Annotated in this window: 17 protein-coding genes and 1 riboswitch; of the genes, 9 read left to right on the forward strand and 8 right to left on the reverse strand. The window is 74.1% G+C overall.

The window, feature by feature from the left end; genetic code table 11:
- Together ACFV61_RS17960 and ACFV61_RS17965 are read left to right on the forward strand one after the other, a co-directional pair.
- Nucleotides 1–762, forward strand: coding sequence for an SDR family NAD(P)-dependent oxidoreductase (locus tag ACFV61_RS17960; protein ID WP_380492581.1), 762 nt, complete (start codon nt 1–3; stop codon nt 760–762).
- Nucleotides 759–1,826 carry an S-adenosylmethionine:tRNA ribosyltransferase-isomerase gene (locus ACFV61_RS17965; RefSeq protein ID WP_380492583.1) on the forward strand — a complete coding sequence of 356 codons (1,068 nt, stop codon included), beginning with the start codon at nt 759–761 and terminating at the stop codon, nt 1,824–1,826. The genes ACFV61_RS17960 and ACFV61_RS17965 overlap by 4 nt, the downstream gene beginning before the upstream one ends.
- A gap of 95 nt (nt 1,827–1,921) precedes the next feature.
- Here ACFV61_RS17965 and ACFV61_RS17970 read toward each other — a convergent pair whose 3' ends face one another.
- Nucleotides 1,922–5,602, reverse strand: a complete 3,681-nt coding sequence (locus ACFV61_RS17970; protein WP_380492585.1) for a SpoIIE family protein phosphatase — start codon at nt 5,600–5,602, stop codon at nt 1,922–1,924.
- 69 nt (nt 5,603–5,671) lie between these two features.
- Nucleotides 5,672–7,174, reverse strand: a complete 1,503-nt coding sequence (locus ACFV61_RS17975; protein WP_380492587.1) for an MFS transporter — start codon at nt 7,172–7,174, stop codon at nt 5,672–5,674.
- 122 nt (nt 7,175–7,296) lie between these two features.
- Between ACFV61_RS17975 and ACFV61_RS17980 the strand changes: the two genes are divergently transcribed.
- Nucleotides 7,297–7,839 (forward strand): winged helix-turn-helix transcriptional regulator, encoded by a 543-nt coding sequence (locus ACFV61_RS17980; RefSeq protein ID WP_380492589.1) that lies wholly within the window; start codon nt 7,297–7,299, stop codon nt 7,837–7,839.
- Between the two features lie 98 nt (nt 7,840–7,937).
- Here ACFV61_RS17980 and ACFV61_RS17985 read toward each other — a convergent pair whose 3' ends face one another.
- From ACFV61_RS17985 to ACFV61_RS18005, 5 genes are all read right to left on the reverse strand, one after another.
- A complete protein-coding gene (locus ACFV61_RS17985) occupies nt 7,938–9,131 on the reverse strand; it encodes an alpha/beta hydrolase family protein (RefSeq protein WP_380492591.1) in 1,194 nt (397 codons plus the stop codon).
- Nucleotides 9,132–9,337: 206 nt separating this feature from the next.
- On the reverse strand, nt 9,338–10,144 hold the full coding sequence (locus ACFV61_RS17990) for a hypothetical protein (protein WP_363369716.1): 807 nt from the start codon (nt 10,142–10,144) through the stop codon (nt 9,338–9,340).
- Nucleotides 10,145–10,325: 181 nt separating this feature from the next.
- The gene (locus tag ACFV61_RS17995) at nt 10,326–11,402 is read right to left on the reverse strand and encodes a serine hydrolase domain-containing protein (protein WP_380492593.1); all 1,077 of its coding nucleotides are present in this window, start codon (nt 11,400–11,402) and stop codon (nt 10,326–10,328) included.
- 189 nt (nt 11,403–11,591) lie between these two features.
- Nucleotides 11,592–12,659 (reverse strand): glycoside hydrolase family 19 protein, encoded by a 1,068-nt coding sequence (locus ACFV61_RS18000; RefSeq protein WP_380492598.1) that lies wholly within the window; start codon nt 12,657–12,659, stop codon nt 11,592–11,594.
- 280 nt (nt 12,660–12,939) lie between these two features.
- Nucleotides 12,940–13,353, reverse strand: coding sequence for an HIT family protein (locus tag ACFV61_RS18005; RefSeq protein WP_363369713.1), 414 nt, complete (start codon nt 13,351–13,353; stop codon nt 12,940–12,942).
- A 167-nt stretch (nt 13,354–13,520) separates the two neighbouring features.
- Between ACFV61_RS18005 and ACFV61_RS18010 the strand changes: the two genes are divergently transcribed.
- On the forward strand, nt 13,521–13,709 hold the full coding sequence (locus tag ACFV61_RS18010; RefSeq protein ID WP_063346479.1) for a DUF1508 domain-containing protein: 189 nt from the start codon (nt 13,521–13,523) through the stop codon (nt 13,707–13,709).
- A gap of 57 nt (nt 13,710–13,766) precedes the next feature.
- Here ACFV61_RS18010 and ACFV61_RS18015 read toward each other — a convergent pair whose 3' ends face one another.
- Nucleotides 13,767–14,462, reverse strand: coding sequence for an MSMEG_1061 family FMN-dependent PPOX-type flavoprotein (locus tag ACFV61_RS18015; protein WP_380483081.1), 696 nt, complete (start codon nt 14,460–14,462; stop codon nt 13,767–13,769).
- A 141-nt stretch (nt 14,463–14,603) separates the two neighbouring features.
- Here ACFV61_RS18015 and ACFV61_RS18020 point away from each other — a divergent pair, with 141 nt between their 5' ends.
- The 5 genes from ACFV61_RS18020 to ribH all read left to right on the forward strand — a co-directional run bounded on the left by ACFV61_RS18020 (nt 14,604) and on the right by ribH (nt 18,594).
- On the forward strand, nt 14,604–14,918 hold the full coding sequence (locus ACFV61_RS18020) for an antibiotic biosynthesis monooxygenase (protein WP_159398348.1): 315 nt from the start codon (nt 14,604–14,606) through the stop codon (nt 14,916–14,918).
- Nucleotides 14,919–15,135: 217 nt separating this feature from the next.
- Nucleotides 15,136–15,263: riboswitch (FMN riboswitch) on the forward strand.
- Between the two features lie 208 nt (nt 15,264–15,471).
- Nucleotides 15,472–16,134: a riboflavin synthase gene (locus ACFV61_RS18025; protein ID WP_063346476.1), complete on the forward strand. Its 663-nt coding sequence runs from the start codon at nt 15,472–15,474 to the stop codon at nt 16,132–16,134.
- A gap of 56 nt (nt 16,135–16,190) precedes the next feature.
- Nucleotides 16,191–16,778, forward strand: a complete 588-nt coding sequence (locus tag ACFV61_RS18030) for a nicotinamide mononucleotide transporter family protein (protein WP_079136192.1) — start codon at nt 16,191–16,193, stop codon at nt 16,776–16,778.
- Nucleotides 16,775–18,052, forward strand: coding sequence for a bifunctional 3,4-dihydroxy-2-butanone-4-phosphate synthase/GTP cyclohydrolase II (locus tag ACFV61_RS18035; protein ID WP_380492596.1), 1,278 nt, complete (start codon nt 16,775–16,777; stop codon nt 18,050–18,052). Before ACFV61_RS18030 ends, ACFV61_RS18035 begins: the two co-directional genes overlap by 4 nt.
- A gap of 68 nt (nt 18,053–18,120) precedes the next feature.
- Nucleotides 18,121–18,594 carry a 6,7-dimethyl-8-ribityllumazine synthase gene (gene ribH, locus ACFV61_RS18040; protein WP_063346473.1) on the forward strand — a complete coding sequence of 158 codons (474 nt, stop codon included), beginning with the start codon at nt 18,121–18,123 and terminating at the stop codon, nt 18,592–18,594.
- Nucleotides 18,595–18,701 lie beyond the last annotated feature (107 nt).

Genomic DNA, 18,701 nt, shown 5'->3' on the forward strand with positions numbered 1-18,701 from the left:
ATGGACGCAGCACAGCACACCGCCCCCGCCCCCGCCCCCGCCCCCGTCGCCGTGGTCACCGGTGCCTCCCGGGGGCTCGGCCTGGCGCTCGCCCGGGCCCTCGCCGCCGACGGCTGGCAGCTGGTGATCAGCGCCCGCGGCGCGGCCGGACTCGCCGCCGCCGAGGCGGCCCTGGCCGCCGTCACCAAGGTCGTCGCCCTCCCCGGTTCCATCGTCGACGACGACCACCGCGCCCACCTGACCGCGGCCGCCGACGGGCTCGGCGGCGCGAGCCTGCTGGTCAACAACGCCGGTACGCTCAACGGCGCCACCGCGCCCGGCGCCGAACCGCTGCCCCGGCTGGCCGACTTCCCGCTGCCGGACCTGCTGGAGACCTTCGAGGTCAACGCGCTCGCCCCGATCGCCCTCACCCAGCTCGTCCTGCCGCAGCTGCGCGCCCACGCCGGGGCCGTACTCAACATCAGTTCGGACGCCGCGGTCGTGCCCTATCTCGGCTGGGGCGGCTACGGCGCCAGCAAGGCGGCGCTCGACCTCGCCACCGCCGTACTCGCCCGGGAGGAGCCGGAGTTGCGGGTGTGGGCGGTGGACCCGGGAAGCATGCGCACCGGGATGTTGCAGGAGGCCAGCCCCGGTGAGGACATCTCCGGCGAGCCGCTGCCCGAGGAGGTGGTGCCGGTCCTGCTCGGACTGCTGCACGACCGCGCCCCTTCCGGCCGCTACCGCGTCGAGGACCTGAGGGCCGCGGCCCGGGGTGGGCGATGACCGGACTGGCGGACCTCGGCCTCGACGTCGCCGTACCGCCCGAACTCTCCGCCCGGGCACCGGCGGAGGCGCGCGGCGGGGCGAGGGACGGCGTGCGGATGCTGGTCGGCCGGCGCGACCGGGGGAGCGTCGAGCACCACCGCTTCACCGAGCTGCCCGGGGTGCTGCGCGCGGGTGACCTGCTGGTGGTCAACAACTCGGCCACCCTGCCGGCCGCGCTGCCCGGCCGGCTGCCCGACGGTACGGCGGTCGCGCTGCACCTGTCCTCCGCCCAGCCCGACCAACGTGGCTCCTACCTGGTGGAGTTGCGGCGGGTGGTGCCGGGTGCGGCGGCCGCCTGCTACCCGCCGGCCGACTCCCCGGCCCGGCCTGGTCTGCGGGTGGCGCTGCCCGCCGGCGGCGCGGCCGAGCTGGTCGCACCGTTCACCGCCCGGCTCTGGTATGCCCAACTCACTTTGCCAGCAAGTCTGTTGACGTACATTGAGGCGTACGGCAAGGCGATCCGGTACGGCTACGTGGACCGCGACTGGCCGATCGAGGCCTACCAGACGGTCTTCGCGACCGTCCCCGGAAGCAGCGAGATGCCCAGCGCCGCAAGGCCGTTCAGCGCGGAGGTGGTGGCCCGGCTGGCGGGTCGCGGGGTGCTGGTCGCGCCGGTCACGCTGCACACCGGGGTGGCCTCGCCGGAGGCGCACGAGGCGCCGTACGCCGAGCGGTTCCACGTCCCGGCGGCCACCGCCCGCCTGGTCGGCCATGTGCGGGCCGGCGGCGGGCGGGTGATCGCGGTCGGCACCACGGTGGTGCGCGCCCTGGAGTCGGCCGCCGCGCCGGACGGCACCGTCCAGGAGGCGGACGGCTGGACGGAGTTGGTGATCACCCCGGAGCGCGGGGTGCGCGCGGTCGACGGCCTGCTCACCGGCTGGCACGAGCCCCGCGCCTCGCACCTGCTGATGCTGGCCGCCGTCGCCGGGCGGCCCCTGCTCGCCGAGTGCTACCGGGCTGCCGTCCAGCACCGTTACCTCTGGCACGAGTTCGGCGACGTGAACCTGCTCCTGCCGGACTGAGCCCGCGGGCCGAGCCTCCCGGTCGCGGGCCGAACCGCCCGGTCGCAGGCCGCGCCACCCGGTCGCGGGCCCGGATCGCCCGGTCGCGGGCCGGATCACTCGGACGGGCTGCCCGGGGGCAGTTCCAGCTCGAACCAGACCACCTTGCCGTCCCCGGTGCGGCGGCTGCCCCAGCGGTGCGCGAGCTCGTTGACCAGGTGGATGCCGCGCCCGCCCTCGTCCTCGGCGCGGGCGCGCCGGATCCGGGGCGTCTCGCTCTCCTGGTCGGCGACCTCGACGGTGAGCGCCCGGTTGCAGAACAGCCGCAGCTGGGTGGGGGATCCGGCGTGCACCAGGGCGTTGGTGATCAGCTCGCTGGTGAGCAGTTCGGCCCAGTCGGCGAGCGCTTCGAGGCCCCAGGCGGCCAGCGTCTCGCGGGTGAAGCGGCGCGAGTGGGCGACCATCGCGCGGTCGCCGGTGAGCGGCAGGCTGGCGATCCGGTCCGCGCCGACCGGCCGGACCTGCGCCATGATGACGGCGATGTCGTCCTCGCTGGTGGGGCCGGTGAGTTCGGCCAGGACGGCGTCGCAGGTCTGCTCCAGCGAGCGGCGCCGGTCGGCGACCGTCCGGCAGAGCAGCTGCAGTCCCTCGTCGATGTCGTGGCCCCGGCGCTCGACCAGCCCGTCGGTGTAGAGCACCAGGATGGCCTCCTCGGGGAGGGTGAACTCCACGCTCTCGAACGGGACTCCGCCGACGCCGAGCGGTGCGCCGGGCGGCAGTTCGACGAGGTGCGCCCGCCCCTGCGGATCGGCGACGACGGGCGGCAGGTGGCCGGCGCAGGCGGCGGTGCAGTGGCGGTCCACCGGGTCGTACACCACGCAGACGCAGGTGGCGAACTGGCCCTCGCCGAGGGCGCTGGAGGCCTCGTCCAGCCGGTGCAGGACGCGCTCCGGACTCAGGTCCAGGGTGATCAACGTCCGGGCTACGGTGCGCAGTTGGCCCATGGTGGCGGCTGCCCGGATGCCGTGGCCCATCACGTCGCCGACGATCAGCGCGACCCGCCCCGAGGAGAGCGGCACGACGTCGAACCAGTCGCCGCCGACCTCGCTGACCACGCTGCTGGGCAGGTAGCGGTAGGCGAGGTCCAGGCCGAGCGTGCGGTGGATCTCCTGCGGCAGCAGGCTGCGCTGGAGGGTGAGCGCGGTGTCCCGTTCGCGCCGGTAGAGCCGGCCGTTGTCGATCGCGAGGGCGGTGCGCGCGGCGAGTTCCTCGGCCAGTGAGCGGTCCTCCGGGCCGAACGGCTCCGGGTTGCGGGTGCGGACGAACTCCGCGCCGCCCAGTACGAGTCCGCGCGCCACCAGCGGCACCATCAGGTACGAGTGCACCCCGGCGGCCAGCCCCGGCTGGACCCGGTCGGGCGAGGCGGCGATCCGGCGCATCTCCTCCTCGGTCACCTCGGAGACCAGGATCGAGCGCCGGGTGCGCAGGCTCTGCGCGTACAGCTGGGCGGACTGCGAGGTCTCGCCGACCTGGTCGGAGGCCGCCGTCATGGTGCCGTCCTGAGCCGTTTCGCCGACCGCCACCGCCCGCATCAGTATCGACTCGTTGTCCGGGACGGGGCCGGGCTCCTCGCCGCCGAGCACCGCGTCGCGCAGGTCCACGGTGACGAAGTCGGCGAAGCGCGGGATCACCACCTCCACCAACTCCTGGGCGGTGCGGTGCAGATCGAGGGTGGTGCCGATCCGGGTGCTGGCCTCGTTGAGCAGTGACAGCCGCTGCTGCGCGGCCCGGGCCGCGTCCAGCGCCCGCTGCCGGGCGGCGGCCGCGTCGCGCTCGCGGGTGAACAGCAGCGCGTTGTCGATCGACACGGCGGCCCGCACCGCCAACTCGCCGGCCAGCGCCATGTCGTCCTCCTCGTACGGGCGCTCCACCAGGGTGCGGTAGAAGCCCGCGACGCCGACCGCGGTGCCGCGCGCGATCAGCGGGACGACCATGAAGGAGTGGACGTTCTGCTCCCGCACCGCCGCGGCGCGCACCGGGTCGTCGGCGAACCAGGCCAGCCCCTCCGCGTCCATCCGCGGCACCAGGACCGGCTTGCGGTGTGCCAGGCTCCATGCGTACGGCGTGCCGGGTGCGAAGCGGTGCACCCCGCCGAGCCGGGCGACCGGCCGCAACGTCGAGCCGGGCACCGAGTGGAAGGCCATCCGCCGCAGCAGCGCCGAACCGTCCTCCGGGGCGCGGGCCTCGCGCTCGCCGCGGACCAGGTCCTCCAGCACCTCCACCACCACGGAGTCGGCCAGCCTGGGCGTCGCCACCTCGGCCAACTCCTGCGCGGTCTGGGCGAGATCGAGGGTGGTGCCGATCCGGGCGGAGGCCACGTTGACCAGCGCCAGCCGCTCCTGGGCGGCCTTCGCCTCGCGCAGCGCCTGCTGCCGGGCCAGGACGGTCTGGTGCTGGCGCAGGTACAGCCGGGCGTTGTCGATCGCGACGGCGGCCCGCGAGGCCAGCTCGTCGCCGAGGGTGATGTCGGCCTCGGCGAACGACTCCCGGTCGCCGCGCCGCGAGTACACCACCATGCCGAGCGTGGTGCCGCGCGCGACCAGCGGGGTGATCCGCACCGAGCGCGGCCGGTCGCCGAGGTAGGCCCGGCGGTGGCTCTCGGTGATGGCCTCGCTCAGCAGCGGCAGCTCCCAGGACGGCACCACCACCGTCCGCCCGGTGGCCAGCGCCCGGGCGTACGGCGAGTCCGGGGTCAGCTCGTACAGCGATTCCACCGGCAGTGACTCGGCCGGGTACAGCGGGTCGGTGGTGGCCAGGGCCAGTCGGCGGACCAGCTGCGGCGCGTCCGGGTCGGGCGGTTCGACGTTCCGCCCGGCCACCAGCACCTCCAGCGCGAACACCCCGCTGATGTCGGCGACCCTGGGCACCATCGTGTCGGCCAGCTCCCGGGCGGTCTGCCGCAGGTCGAGCGTGGTGCCGATGGAGGCGGTCGCGTCGACCAGCAGGGCCAGCCGTTCCTGGGCGCGCGCCGCCCGGGCCTCGGCGCGGAACCGCTCGGTGACGTCGATGACGGTGGAACTCACGCCGAGCACCCGGCCGCCGGGTTCCTCCAACCGGAAGTACGAGGCGGACCACGCGTGGTCGCGCTGCGGGTCGCCCGGGGTGCGGCCGTGCGAGCGGGTGTCCACCACCGGTTCGCCGCTCTCCAGTACCCGCCGCATCACCGCCTCGGCCTCGGCGCCGTTGATCCCGGGCAGCACCTCGGTGAGCCGGTGGCCGAGCTGCTCCTCGACGGGCAGGCCGTTGGCCCGGGCCAGTGCCTCGTTCAGCCGGACGAACCGCAGCTCGGGGTCGAAGACGCCCATGCCCACGGGGGACTGGGTGAAGAAGCCGTCGAGCACCGCCAGGTCCGCCTGGATCCGGCGCAGCGTGGTCACGTCGGAGGCGACGGCCAGCACCAGCGTGCGGCCGTCCGGCCCGGTGATCGGATAGGTGCGGAACTCCAGGTTCACCAGGTGCCCGTCCCGGTGCCGGACCGGGAACACGCCGGACCAGGGCCGACCGTTCAGGATCTGCTGGAACAGCTCCAGCACCTCGGGCCGCTGCTCCTCGGAGGTCAGCAACTTGGCGGCCCTGGCCCCGACCGCCTGCCCCGGGGAGTAGCCGAGCAGTGCCTCCGCGTCGCCGCTCCAGTGCAGGATCCGGCCGTCGGCCTCGATCAGCGCCGTCGCGATCGGCACCATCAGCAGGGCGTCCTGTTGCGGCTCGCCCTGGTGGTGTTCGTTGTCGTTCACCATGGCCAGAGAACCGTCCGGAGATCGTCCCCACCAGCCCTGCCATCTTCGCACGCGGCCCCGGCGGGCCGCTCACCGTAGCGGGCTCACCGGTGCGGCAGCGGGCGCTCCGGGAAGGGCTCGCCGGGCTTCGGCGCCTCGGACTTCGGCGGCGCGGGCGGCCAGGGCGAGCAGCGCGCCGACGAGGCACAGTGCGGCGGCGACCAGGACGGCCCGGTCGGTGCCCGCCGCCAGGGCGCGGGCGGCGGCCTCCCGGCCGGGGCCGCCCGGTCGGGCCGAGCCCGCGACGGCCACGGTGACCGCGACGCCGAGCGCCGAGCCCAGGTACCGGGAGGTGTTGTTGGCACCCGAGCCCATGGCCGCCCGGTGCGCCGGGACGCTGCTGACGGCCAGCCGGGCCAGCGCCGCGTTGAGCACCCCGCTGCCGACGCCCGCCACCGCCAGACCCGGCGCCAGCCGCAGCCAGCCGGAGCCGGGCGCCAGCCCGTACAGGCCCGCCTCGCCGAGGCCGCAGACCGCGAGTCCGACGGCGACCTGCGCGGTGGCCGACAGGTGCGCCGCCAGCCGCCGCGCCTGGAGCGCGGACAGCACCGACAGGCCCGACCAGAGCGCCAGCACCCCGCCCGCGGCCAGGCCGGACAGGCCCAGGACGCCCTGGAGCAGGGTCGGCAGGTAGCTCATGAAGCCGACCAGCGAGAGCCCGGTGAACAGTGCCCCGCCGGTGGCGGCGACGAAGCCGGGGCTGCGGAACAGTGCGAGGTCCAGCATCGGCTCCCGGGTCTTCGCCTCGACCAGCCCGAACAGCGCCAGCAGCAGCACGCCGAGGGCCAGCAGCGCGACGACCACCGGCCGCCCCCAGCCGCCGCGCCCCTCGGCCAGCCCGGCGATCAGGCAGGACGCCCCGGCGGCCAGCGTGAGCACCCCGTACGGATCGAGGGCGCGTGGCCGTTCGGCCCGGGACTCGGTGAGGACGGTGGCCGCGTACGCCGCCACGGCGGCCGAGACGATCGCGATCCCGCCGCTGACCGCGCGCCAGCCGGCCCACTGCCCGACCAGCGCGCCGTACACCGGGCCGACGGCGATGCCGAGGCCGACGGCGGCGCCCCAGACCCCGAGGGCCCGGATCCGGCCCGGTCCGGGCGGGTGGGCGTGGCTGATCAGGCCGAGCGCGGGTGCCAGGACGGCGGCCGAGGCGACGCCGAGCAGCACCCGGGCGGCCAGGTAGACGGTGCCGCCGGGGGCCAGTGCGGCCAGCGCCTCGGCGGCCGCGAACAGCAGCACGCCGAAGGTGAAGACCCGCTTGCGGCCGTGGTCGTCGGCGGCGCTTCCGGCGGTGAGCAGCAGGGCGGAGATGCCGACCAGGGTGCCGGTGAGGATCCAGGTCCGGCCGGTGGCCCCGAGGTGCGCGGCCTGGGCGGTGGCGGCGAGCGAGGCGGTGGGGGCGGTGTAGGCGACGGTGACCAGCGCGGTCGCGGCCGCGGTGGCGGCCAGGGTGGCGGCCAGGGTGGCGCGGGGCCGGGCGGGCGCGGTGACGGGCGCGGCGACGGGGGAGGAGCCGGGTGGTGCGGGGGACATGGGGTGTTCCCTCCGGAGCGCGGACCCGTAGGTCTGGTGAATGAACCTTCGTCTCGATCGGCACGCTACCACCATTGGTCTGTTCATTGAACCCGCTGTCCGGGTGGACTAGGCTGACCCGCATGGCGCTGGGAACCGACTACGAACAGCAGGACTGCGCACTGGCCCGCGCCCTGGAGGTGGTCGGCGAACGCTGGAGCCTGCTGATCCTCCGCGACGCCTTCTACGGAGTGCAGCGCTTCAACGACTTCCTCGCCCACCTCGGCATCCCCCGCGCCGTCCTCACCGCCCGCCTCAACGCCCTGGTCGCGGCCGGGGTGCTGCGCAAGGAGCCGTACCAGCAGGCGCCGCTGCGCCACGGCTACCTGCTCACCGGGACCGGCCTCGAACTGTGGGGTCCGCTCTACCAGTTGAGCCGCTGGGGCGGCCGGCACGCGACCGCGGGCGGCCCGCACCACCTGTTCGCGCACGCCGTCTGCGGCACCGACCTGGACGTCGTCGGCGTCTGCCCGCGGTGCGGCGGCGCACCCGTCCCGCCGACCGGGATCGCGATGCGCCCCAACCCCGCCCGCGGCGGCACGCACCGGGACGACCCGGTCTCCCGCTCCCTGGTCCGCCCGCACCGGCTGCTCGAACCGATCGCCTCGGCGGCGCCGGCCGCCTAGCGGTCGGCGGTCGGCAAAAGGCAAAAGGCGAACGGCTGGCGACAGACGGCGGCGCGGCCGCCGGCGGGCTGCCGACGGCCGCGCCCACCACGTCCCGGTTACGGCTGGAACGTCACCTCCGGATTGGCGGCGGTCGGCCCGTCGAGGAGCGGCTGCTGCACGCCCTTCAGCTGGAGGTCGAAGAAGGCCGCCACGTACGAGCGGGTGAGCTCCACGCCCCGCTCGCCCGACATCGTGGTGCCGGGAGGCTGGGGCAGGTTGAGCTTCTCGAAGAACAGCGGGAAGTCGGTGAAGGTGCCGTGGTTGGAGCCGGCGAAGGTCAACCAGCGCTTCCAGCCGTCCAGGTGCGGCCAGCTCTCCGTCCAACTGCTGTCCTCGGCGCCGTCGGGCAGCGGGTGGCCGATCATCAGGAAGGGCTTGCCGCCGATCCCGGAGGCGGGGACGGTGACGTCCATGGTGCCGTCCAGGTCCACCCCGGCCCGGATCCGGTCGTCGGTGAGCAGGGACGGGACGGTCGAGGCGCCGCCGGCCGAGTGCCCGGCCATCCCGATCCGGTCGCGGTCGATCATGCGGGCGTAGCGCCAGGCCGGGTGGGGGCGGGCGGTCAGCTGGTCGATGACGAAGGAGACGTCCTTCGCCCGGCTGTTGTCCACGGCCGCCCAGGACTCCGGGGTCGTCAGCTTGTTGCACAGCAGGCACGGGAGGGTCTGCCCGTCGGGGAACGTCGTCCCGGTGTTCTCGTAGGTGTGGTCGATCAGCGCGACGACGTACCCGCGGCTGGTCAGGTCCTCGGCGAGGCTGCTCAGCGAGGCCCGCGGCATGGTGAAGCCCGGCGACAGCACCACCATCGGGAAGTGGCCGCCCTGCGGGCGCGCGTCGGACTTCGCCCAGGTCCGGGTGCCGGTGACCGTCTCGGTCGGGATGGTGTTGCCCGGGAGCTTCCCGTCCAGCAGCATCCGGGCGGCCGCAGGGGTCATGTACGGGGCCGCGCTGCCCGTCCCGGCCTTCGCGGGGTAGTACATCGACACCATCAGCTGGCGCGGACCGGCGGAGGGGACCCACGGATCCGGGCGGTCCTGGTCCACCAGGTGCAGGATCTCCTGCCCGACCGCGTACGGGCCGGTCGGGCGCGGCAGGTCGACGTGGACGGCGGTCGGGGCGGGAGCGGAGGCGGAGGTGGAGGCGTTCGCGGGGGCGGCGGGAGCGGCCAGGGCCGGCGCGGCGGCGGCGACGGACAGCGGCAGGGCGAGCAGCAGGGCTGCCGCGGCGGCGGTGGTGCGAAGTCGGTCCATGTGAGGGACGGTAGGCCGGGGGAGCGGAAGTTGACGTCCCCTCAGCGGCGTAGAGATCCCTTCCGGGATGTGCAGGCAGGGACCCTTAGGGGTCGGCCGAATGGAGACCGAATGAACGCCGGTCGGACCAGGCCGGGGTCGGTTGAGGAGCCGAACTCACCGCAGAGCAGTGGGTTCGGGAATCCAACCCTCGAATCGTCCGCCGGTCAGAGGCTCCGGGCCCGGACCTCCTCGACGAAGGCCGCCGCCGCACCGGCGTTCGGCACCGGGAGGGTGAGCGGCAGGCCGGCCGAGTGCGTCCGGATCTCCAGCTCCCCGAGATCCGAGGCCCGCGCGGACTGCACCTCCGCCCACCGGAACGCCTCCGTCGCGGCGAGCGGGTGCGGCGGCCGGTGCACCAGCCCGCCGGCCGTCAGCGTCAGCCGCCCCCGGGCGAACCGGACGCCGCCCTCCGTGCGCAACGCCTCGTGCAGCGCGGCCCGGAGGGTCGGGCGGAGCCGCTCGTCGAGCTCCCGGAACAGCTCGTCCAGCCGCCGCAGCTGCGCCAGTGCCAGCGGCTCGTCCGCGCCGACCAGCCAGATCCGGCCCTGCTCGCCCACCCCGTGCCGCCCGCCGGGGGAGTACTCGGTGGCCTCCACCGCACTCCACGGCAGGGGCCGCTCCGCGCCGTCCGCCCCGACCAGCACCAGCCCGCGCTCGTGCACTCGGACGGCCCGCAGGCCCGGCGCCGGCCGCAGCCGCCCGTACCCGCTCGCGGCCGTGATCGCCGCCGCGGCCACCACGGGCGCGGGCCACCACTCCCCGCTCGCCAGCCAGGCCGCCCCGGCGACGGCGGCCGCCGCCGCGTCCAGCCAGGCCCGCGTCCGCCACGGCAGCGGCCGGAACCGCCGGTACACCCGCACCGCCCGGCCGAGCCGCCCGTCGCCGCCCGCGACCGACCGAGCCCGCGACAAGGGCCACACCACCGCCACCTCGGCCACCTCCCGCTGAGCGAACACCACAACCGGAACCACGACTGTCAGATCCTCAGCATCGACCGACCGCCGCGCCCTCGAACAGGGCCAATTCGTACCTCTTGGCCCTGAAACGAACTCACCCCATCCTCCACCTCACTCCGCCGACGGCCGCACCCGGTCCGCCGCCGGGCCCGCTCACCGCCTTGCCCCGGCCTCAGCTCGTCAGCTCCTGAGCTCGTCATCTCGTCGTCGCGTACTCGTTCTGCAGCGTGCGCAGCAGGGCCGTCCCGGCCGGATCGGCGGAGCGACGGGTGTTGACCAGCACCGCCACCCCCACCTGCTTCTCCGGATCGAAGGCCACGAAGGAGCGGAACCCGCCCGTGCCGCCGTTGTGCCAGATCTGCAGGTGGCCGCCCTGCTGGGTGTGCAGGCGGTGGCCGAGCCACCCCAGGTGCATCCAGGCGAACGGGTTGACCCGGTGCCGGGTCGCCCGGGTGAGGGTGATCGCGGGCGCCAGCGGCGCGTCCGGCTCGCGGTCGGCGGCCAGCTGGGCCCGCAGGAGTATCGCCAGGTCGGAGGCGGTCGACCGGAGCCCGCCCATACCGGGGACGTCCGCGAAGTCCCAGTACGGCACGGGCCGCCCGCCGGAGGTGTGCCCGTGCGCCAGCCGCCCGGACTGCTCCCGGCCCGAGCGCACGTGGGTGTCCACCAGTCCCAGCGGCTCGCATATCTCACGCGCCACCAGCTCCTCGTAGCCGGTGCCGGCCCGGTGGGCGAGGGCCAGGCCGAGCAGCCCGGCGCCGAGGTTGGAGTAGCGGAAGCCGCGCCCGGGTCTGGCCCGCAGTCTCGTCCTGGCCAGCCCGAAGAGGACGTACTCGGTGCTGCAATGGGCGTACGGATCGGGCTTGTTGGGATTGAGCAGTGCCGTCGCCAGCAGGCCCCGGGGCAGCCGGGGGAGCCCGGAGGTGTGGGTGGCGAGGTGCCGCAGGGTGATCGGCTGCCCGCCCCTGGCCGGGACGGCGATACCGCCGGGCCGTACGTCGGCGAGCACGTCGGCGAGCGGTTCGTCGAGCCCGGTGGCGGCCCCGCCGGAGTCGGCGAGCACCAGCCGCGCGAGGGCGAGCGAGGTGAACACCTTGGTGACGGAACCGACTTCGAACAGGGTGTGCGGCCCGGGCACGGCGCCGCCCGGACCGGTCCGCCCGGCGCCGCGGATCTCCACGGCGCCGCCGGCCAGCCCGGCGACCACCGCACCGACGTGCTGGCCTGCGAGCCGGTCGGCGGTCTGCTGCACGAGGCTGGCGAGTTCGTTCATGCCTTGAGCGTAGGGGGCCGCGACCTGCGAAGTCGTCCGCCGGAACGACGATTTCAGCCAGCCTCCGCTGCTCCCGCAGGAGGACGCCCCCACATGAGTACGCCCCGCTACGCTCGGCAGCGTACGGGCACCACGGTGTGATGACCGGTCCGGGCGTAGTGGGGCGCGTGGTGGGGCGGGGGCGAGCCGTCAGCAGCTCAGGTTGCCCCCGGGGACGGTGCCGAGGATCTGGACGAAGCTCTGGTACAGGCTGATCCGGTGCTGCATCTGGGCGGTGTTGTTGCCGTTGCACTCCAGCGAGCCGTTGATGCTGCGGATCGTCTCACCGAAGCCGTACCCGTTGACCATGGCGTTGTGCGCGGTCATGGTGCCCGGCCCGTTCTGGGTGTTCCAGTACCAGAGGCCGGTCTTCCAGGCCACCGCCGGGTCGGTCTGCACCAGGTTCGGATTGTTCAGCAGGTCGATGCCGAGCGCGTCGCCGGCGGCCTTGTAGTTGAAGTTCCAGCTCAGCTGGATCGGCCCGCGCCCGTAGTAGGCGGCCTGCCCGGCCGGGCACCCGTACGGCTGCGAGGTGTCGCAGTAGTGCGGGTAGTTGGCGGTGTTCTGCTCGACCACGTACACCAGTCCGCCGGTCTCGTGGCTGACGTTGGCGAGGAACGCGGCGGCCTCCTGCCGGCGCACGGTGTCGCTGCCGGTGGCCGCGAAGCCGGGGTAGGCGCCGAGCGCGTCGAGCAGGCCCTGGTAGGTGTAGAAGGAGTTCCGGCCCGGGAACATCTGGTCGAACTGGGCCTGGCTGACCGGGAATCCGCCCGGGTTGGGCGGCTGGGTCGAGCCGCAGCCGTACGGCTCCCAGTACCAGGTGCTGATGACCGGGTCGTAGCCCGGGTTGTCGTGGGTGGCGCGGTAGTAGCCGCCGTTGGTGTACCGGACGATGTCGCCGGCGACGTAGGCGCGGCCGGCGACCCAGGCGGGGTGGTTGCAGGTGCCGGACGTCGGGGTCGGCGTCGGGTCGGTGGACCCGCCGCAGGAGCCCTGGTCGGCCCAGACCCCGGTGCCGCCGGTGCTCGGGGGCTCGTTCTGGGTCCACCACTTGGCGTTCCAGTTGTGCCCGTTGTACGAGACGGCCGCGCCGCCGGTGTAGGCGGTGGCCGCGCTCCACGGCGTGCCGCAGGCGGCGGCGCTGGCGGAGGCGGGGAGGAGCACCGCGACCGCCAGCGCCGTGACCACGGCGGAGAGCAGCGCGAGCAGGCGTTTCATTGACACGTCATCACCCCTTGTGCGGTGGGGGCCGCACGTCGTCGTGACAGGGACTTGAGCGGGGCAGGGGAGCCGGGCCTCGTGCGGGGGTGCGCCAGGGGAGGCGGCCGACCGGGGTGTGGGCCGGTGCGGGGCCGTGAAGGCGACTCAAGCGGAGTGTTCTATACCTGTCAAGAGAGTGGGTGAATCCGGCTCACAAATGCGGTGCGCACGCCCCCCGGCGCCCCTGCGAGCCCCCTCAGTCCCCGACCCGCCCCCCTCAGTCCCCGACCCGCCCCCTTCAGCCGCCGAGCGCCGCCCGCAGCCGGGCCGCGACCTCCGCCGCCCCCGCCTCGTCCGGGTACTTCCCCCGCGGCCAGAAGAAGCCGCGCAGCCCGTCCTTCGGATTGCGCGGCACCACGTGGACGTGCAGGTGCGGCACCGACTGGCTGATCCGGTTGTTCGCCGCCACGAAGCTGCCCGCCGCGCCCAATCCGCGCTCCACCGCGGCGGCCACCCGCTGCACCTGGAGGAAGAACGGCCCCACCTCGGCGGCCGGCAGGTCCGCCAGGGTGCGGCGGTGGGCGCGCGGGACGACCAGCACGTGGCCGGGGAACAGCGGCCGCCGGTCCAGGAAGGCCACCGCCGCCTCGTCGTCCAGCACCCGGTGCGCGGGCTCCTCGCCCGCCACCACCGCACAGAAGACGCAGTCCATCCGTCCATTCAAACCACCGGCGGCCGCCCCGGCACCTCCGCGATCGCGCGGTTGCGGGGCGTCACCCGTCCGGCGGCCGAGCAGGTGCGGCCGCCCGGTCGGGGGGCGCACGGTGCTGGAGGGGGTCGACCAGAGGCGCGCCGCGCGCCGTACGAGGAGGTGGCCCGATGGCGGGCAAGTTCGAGGTCTACGAGGACGCCGGCGGCAAGTACCGGTTCCGGCTCAAGGCGGGCAACGGCGAGATCGTCGCCACCGGCCAGGGCTACTCCAGCAAGGAGGCCGCCCACAAGGGCGTCGAGGCCGTCCAGCGGGCGGCCAGCGACGCGCCGGTGGTGGACGTACCCAAGGCCGCCTGAGCACGCCGAGCACCGAGCACCGAGCACCGGGCGCGCCACGCCCGCCCGCACCGTTCGTCACTCGTAGCGGTAGAGCAGTGCCTCCCGCTCGGTCTGCTCGATCATCTCGACGGTCAGCGACTCGTCCCGCAGGTGCGAGAGGGTGATCTCGGCCGAGGTCGGCTGCGCGTCCTTGGCCGGCCAGTTCTCCGGCTTCCACGCCGAGCCGCGCAGGAAGGCCTTCGGGCAGTGCGCGTACACCTCCTCGACGGCCACCACGATCGCGCTGCGCGGGGGCTTGCCGACGGCGGTCAGCTGTCGCAGCAGCTCCGGGTCGGTGGAGATGCAGGCCCGCCCGTTGACCCGCAGCGTGGTGTCCCGGCCCGGGACGACGAAGAGCAGCCCGACCCGGCCGTTCTCCAGGATGTTGTGCAGGGTGTCCAGCCGCTTGTTGCCGGTGGCGTCCGGGATGGCCAGGGTGTGCTCGTCGAGGACGGAGACCACCCCGGCCGGCCCGCCGCGCGGGGAGACGTCGCAGCGCCCGGCGGCGTCCGAGCTCGCCACGAACACCAGCGAGGAGCAGGCGATCAGCCGCCGCGCGACCTCGTGCAGGTGGTCGACCTGCTTGCGGCGCGCGTGCTCGCCGGGCTGCTCGTAGATCTCGCGCAGCTGCGCCGGGTCGGTCAGCGCCCCTGCGCTGAGGGCGGCGAACAGGCTGCCCGGCATGTCCGGAGCGGTGGTTGACGCAATGACAGATTCCGGTGTGCTGGTCATACCGGAAATCTAGCCGAGCCCCTTCCCGGAGCGCCTGGCCGCCGGGCGGTGCACCGCTCGGTAAAGCTTCCCCGCCACCCCTCCCCACCAGCGGTTTTGCGCTGATAATGGGGCCAGGCGCTCCGCTCGGAGGTGGTGGTCGTGATCGTGAGGATCTGGGCCGGGCAGGTCCTGGCCGGTCGCATCGAGGAATTCTGTGTGCTGCTGACAACCCAGGTGATCCCGCAGCTCGGGCGGACCGACGGTTGCCTGGGCGGCGAACTGCTGCGCTCGGTGACCGAGGACGGACACCGGGTGCTCGTGGTGAGCCGCTGGCGCGACGAGGCGGCTCTGCGCGGGTACGCGGGGCCGATGTGGCGGATCCGGCCGGTCTGGTCGGAGGGCGAGCTGTGCTACCTCGCGCACCCGCCGGTGGTCACCCACTTCACGTCGATCGCCGCACCCGCCACGCTCTGACCGCACCCGCCGCGCTCCGGCCGCGTTCACTGCCCTCCAGCCGCACCCACTACCCTCCGTACGTGCTCGCCACCCTCCGTAGGTGACCGCCACGTTGCGGGCGCCACCTACCACCCGGCCGCACATTCCCCGCATCCGCGTGAAACAGGCCACAGCGGAAGGCTCTCCCTGGCCTTGCGCGCGTCGTGGCAGAATGACCCCAACAGCAGTGACGTTCAGCGCACTCCGGGGTCGGTGAAAATCCGAACCGGCGGTTACAGTCCGCGACCCGTCCGCAGCCAGCGGCCGGTTGACCAGGTGAAATTCCTGGACCGACGGTTAAAGTCCGGATGGGAGGCGTGCGCGGGCGGACGAAGAGCAGTATCCGTGGTCCCCCGGTGGACCGCGGCCAGGTGAACGGCGGGAGAGGTGTCTCCCGGGCCGGGCGAGCGATCTCCCGGCGGCCTCGGCATCCCGGCGACGGGTCGTGCCGTCGGCTCGCGCGCCGTTGCCCGTCCGTGTCATCTCCCATGCCGCCCCGGAGTCCGCGCCCCCAAGCGCGAGGAGAACCCGGGTGTTCACCGGCATCATCGAAGAGCTCGGCGAGGTCGTGTCGATCGAGGAGATCGGCGACTCCTCGCGAATCCGCCTGCGCGGCCCGGTGGTCTGTACGGGTGCGCGGCACGGCGACTCCATCGCGGTCAACGGCGTCTGCCTGACCGTCGTCGACAGCCCGGACCAACTGGCGGCCGATACGGGCGAGTTCAGCGCCGACGTGATGGCCGAGACGCTGCACCGCTCCAGCCTCGGCGAGTTGAAGCCCGGCTCCCGGGTCAACCTGGAGCGCGCCATGGCGCTCGGCGACCGGCTCGGCGGCCACCTCGTCCAGGGCCATGTCGACGCCACCGGCACGCTGTTGGGCCGCGAGCCCGGCGAGCGCGACGCGGCCGGCGACCTGCGCTGGGAGGTGCTGCGCTTCTCGCTGCCCGGCACCATCTCCCGCTACCTGGTGGAGAAGGGCTCGATCACGGTCGACGGCGTCAGCCTCACCGTGGTGGAAGCCGCCCGGGACAGCTTCACCGTCAGCCTCATCCCCACGACCCTCGCGCTGACCTCGCTCGGCGCCAAGGCCGTCGGCGAGAGCGTCAACCTCGAAGTGGACGTGCTCGCCAAGTACGTCGAGCGACTGCTCGACTCCCGCACCCTTCCCCCGACGATCGCCGGAGAGTCCAAGTGAACTGGCTCAGCGGAGAAGCGTTCACCGCCTTCGGCGAGCACGTGAAGTGGGCCGACATGTTCGGCAACCTGCTCGGCCTGGCCGGGCTGGCCTTCGGCTGGCGCCGCTCGGTCTGGAGCTGGCCGCTCCAACTCCTGTCCGGCGCCGTGCTGATCGCCGCCTACCTCGGGGGCCACGTTCCCGGCCTGATCGGCAAGCAGCTGATCGTGCTCGTCGCCGCCGCCTGGGGCTGGGCCCAGTGGCGGCGGGGCCGCCGGGACACCGGCACGATCGCCGTCCGCTTCGCCACCTGGCCGGAGCGGGCCGCCCTGGTGGTCGGCACCGCGGCCGGCACCGTCGCGCTGGCCTGGCTGTTCACGGCCCACCCCAGCCTGTCCTGGAGCCCCTGGTCGGACGCCTACATCTTCGTCGGCACGCTGGCCGCGATGGTCGCCCAGGCCCGTGGCTGGCTGGAGTTCTGGTTCGCCTGGATCGCCGTCGACGTGGTCGGCGTCCCGCTCGCCTTCAACAACGGCTACCCCTTCTCCGGCCTCACCTACTCGATCTACTTCGTCCTGGTGCTGCTCGGCCTGCGCTCGTGGTGGCTGAGCAGCCGTGAGCCGCGCGTCAACTCCGCCAACGTCCCGCAGGGAGCCACGGTATGACCGAGAACCACACCGCCGACCGCGACCGCGAGGTGGCACCCGAACTCGTCCTCGACCCGGTCGAGCGCGCGATCGCCGACATCGCCCTCGGCCGCGCCGTGATCGTGGTCGACGACGAGGACCGCGAGAACGAGGGCGACATCGTCTTCGCCGCCTCCGCCGCCACCCCGGAGCTGATGGCCTTCACCATCCGCTACAGCTCCGGCGTGATCTGCGCCCCGCTGACCGGCGAGGAGCTGGACCGGCTCAAGCTGCCGCCGATGACCCAGGTCAACGAGGACCGCAAGGGCACCGCGTACACCGTCTCGGTGGACGCCCGGGAGGGGGTCGACACCGGCATCTCCGCCGCCGACCGCGCCCGCACCGTCCGGCTGCTGTCCTCGCCCGGCACCGAGCCCGGCGACCTCACCCGCCCCGGGCACGTGTTCCCGCTGCGCGCGGTGGAGGGCGGCGTGCTGGTGCGCCCCGGCCACACCGAGGCCGCCGTCGACCTGGCCCGGCTCGCCGGGCTGCCGCCGGCCGGTGCGATCGCCGAGGTGGTCAACGACGACGGCACCATGGCCCGGCTGCCCGAGCTGGTCGCCTTCGCCCGCGAGCACGGCCTCGCGATCATCTCCATCGAGGACCTGATCGCCTACCGCCGCCGCACCGAGCTGCACGTCGACCGGGCCGCCGTGACCGCCCTGCCCACCGTCCACGGTGAGTTCACGGCCGTCGGCTACCAGGGCACCATCGACGGCGTCGAGCACATCGCGCTGGTGGCCGGCGGCCTCGGCGCCGACGGCCGGCTGCCCGAGGGCGAGGACGTCGTGGTCCGGGTCCACTCCGAGTGCCTGACCGGCGACGTCTTCGGCTCGCTGCGCTGCGACTGCGGCCCGCAGCTGGAGGCCTCGCTGCACAAGGTCTCCGAGTCCGGCCGCGGCGTGGTGCTCTACCTGCGCGGCCACGAGGGCCGGGGGATCGGCCTGGCCCACAAGCTGCGCGCCTACGAACTCCAGGAGCAGGGGCGCGACACCGTCGACGCCAATCTCGACCTCGGCCTGCCGGCCGACGCCCGCGACTACAGCATCGCGGCGCAGATGCTGGTGGACCTCGGGGTCCGCTCGCTCATCCTGCTCACCAACAACCCGGAGAAGCTCACCGCGCTCACCGAGCACGGCCTCAAGGTCAAGGGGCGCGAAGCGGTCGAGATCGCGCCGGGTGAGCACAACCTGCGCTACCTGCGCACCAAGCGCGACCGGATGGGCCACGACCTGCCCGGCCTCGACTCCTGAACCCACCCCGCGCCCCACGCACCGCGCCCACGCCCCACGCACCACCACGACGGACAGGAAGAACGAACATGAGCGGCCACGGAGCCCCCGAGCTGACCATCGACGGCGCCGCCGACCTCAAGGTCGCCGTCGTCGCCGCCCAGTGGCACGACGTTGTGATGAACGGCCTGCTGGACGGCGCCCACCGGGCGCTCAAGGAACTGGGCGTCACCGAGCCGACCGTGCTGCGCGTCCCCGGCACCTTCGAGCTGCCGGTCGCCGCCAAGCGCCTCGCCGACCACGGCTACGACGCGGTCGTCGCCCTCGGCGTGGTGATCCGCGGCGGCACCCCGCACTTCGACTACGTCTGCCAGGCGGCCACCGCCGGCCTCACTCAGGTGAGCGTCGACACCGGCGTCCCGGTCGGCTTCGGCGTGCTGACCTGCGACAACGAGGAGCAGGCGCTCGACCGCGCCGGCCTGCCCGGCTCCGCGGAGGACAAGGGCCACGAGGCCGTCACCGCCGCCGTCGCGACCGCCGCGGTGCTGCGCGCCGCGCTCTGAGCGCACCGCCCCGACCCGGACCGGGGGCGGCCCACCGTCGGTCCCCCGGGCGGGGCCTGGGGCGTATAAACAAAAACCACCCCCCGATACCCCCAGGGGTGGGGGTT

Origin of the sequence: Kitasatospora sp. NPDC059817 (genome assembly GCF_042731835.1) — a bacterium.
Taxonomy (GTDB): domain Bacteria; phylum Actinomycetota; class Actinomycetes; order Streptomycetales; family Streptomycetaceae; genus Kitasatospora.

Coding starts and splice junctions, on each gene's coding strand:
- ACFV61_RS18035 (WP_380492596.1), top strand. CDS start 16,775: ATGACCGAGAACCACACCGCCGACCGCGACCGCGAGGTGGCACCCGAA.
- ACFV61_RS18000 (WP_380492598.1), bottom strand. CDS start 12,659: ATGAAACGCCTGCTCGCGCTGCTCTCCGCCGTGGTCACGGCGCTGGCG.
- ACFV61_RS17965 (WP_380492583.1), top strand. CDS start 759: ATGACCGGACTGGCGGACCTCGGCCTCGACGTCGCCGTACCGCCCGAA.
- ACFV61_RS17960 (WP_380492581.1), top strand. CDS start 1: ATGGACGCAGCACAGCACACCGCCCCCGCCCCCGCCCCCGCCCCCGTC.
- ACFV61_RS17995 (WP_380492593.1), bottom strand. CDS start 11,402: ATGAACGAACTCGCCAGCCTCGTGCAGCAGACCGCCGACCGGCTCGCA.
- ACFV61_RS17970 (WP_380492585.1), bottom strand. CDS start 5,602: ATGGTGAACGACAACGAACACCACCAGGGCGAGCCGCAACAGGACGCC.
- ribH (WP_063346473.1), top strand. CDS start 18,121: ATGAGCGGCCACGGAGCCCCCGAGCTGACCATCGACGGCGCCGCCGAC.
- ACFV61_RS17975 (WP_380492587.1), bottom strand. CDS start 7,174: ATGTCCCCCGCACCACCCGGCTCCTCCCCCGTCGCCGCGCCCGTCACC.
- ACFV61_RS17980 (WP_380492589.1), top strand. CDS start 7,297: ATGGCGCTGGGAACCGACTACGAACAGCAGGACTGCGCACTGGCCCGC.
- ACFV61_RS18030 (WP_079136192.1), top strand. CDS start 16,191: ATGTTCGGCAACCTGCTCGGCCTGGCCGGGCTGGCCTTCGGCTGGCGC.
- ACFV61_RS18005 (WP_363369713.1), bottom strand. CDS start 13,353: ATGGACTGCGTCTTCTGTGCGGTGGTGGCGGGCGAGGAGCCCGCGCAC.
- ACFV61_RS18010 (WP_063346479.1), top strand. CDS start 13,521: ATGGCGGGCAAGTTCGAGGTCTACGAGGACGCCGGCGGCAAGTACCGG.
- ACFV61_RS18015 (WP_380483081.1), bottom strand. CDS start 14,462: ATGACCAGCACACCGGAATCTGTCATTGCGTCAACCACCGCTCCGGAC.
- ACFV61_RS17985 (WP_380492591.1), bottom strand. CDS start 9,131: ATGGACCGACTTCGCACCACCGCCGCCGCGGCAGCCCTGCTGCTCGCC.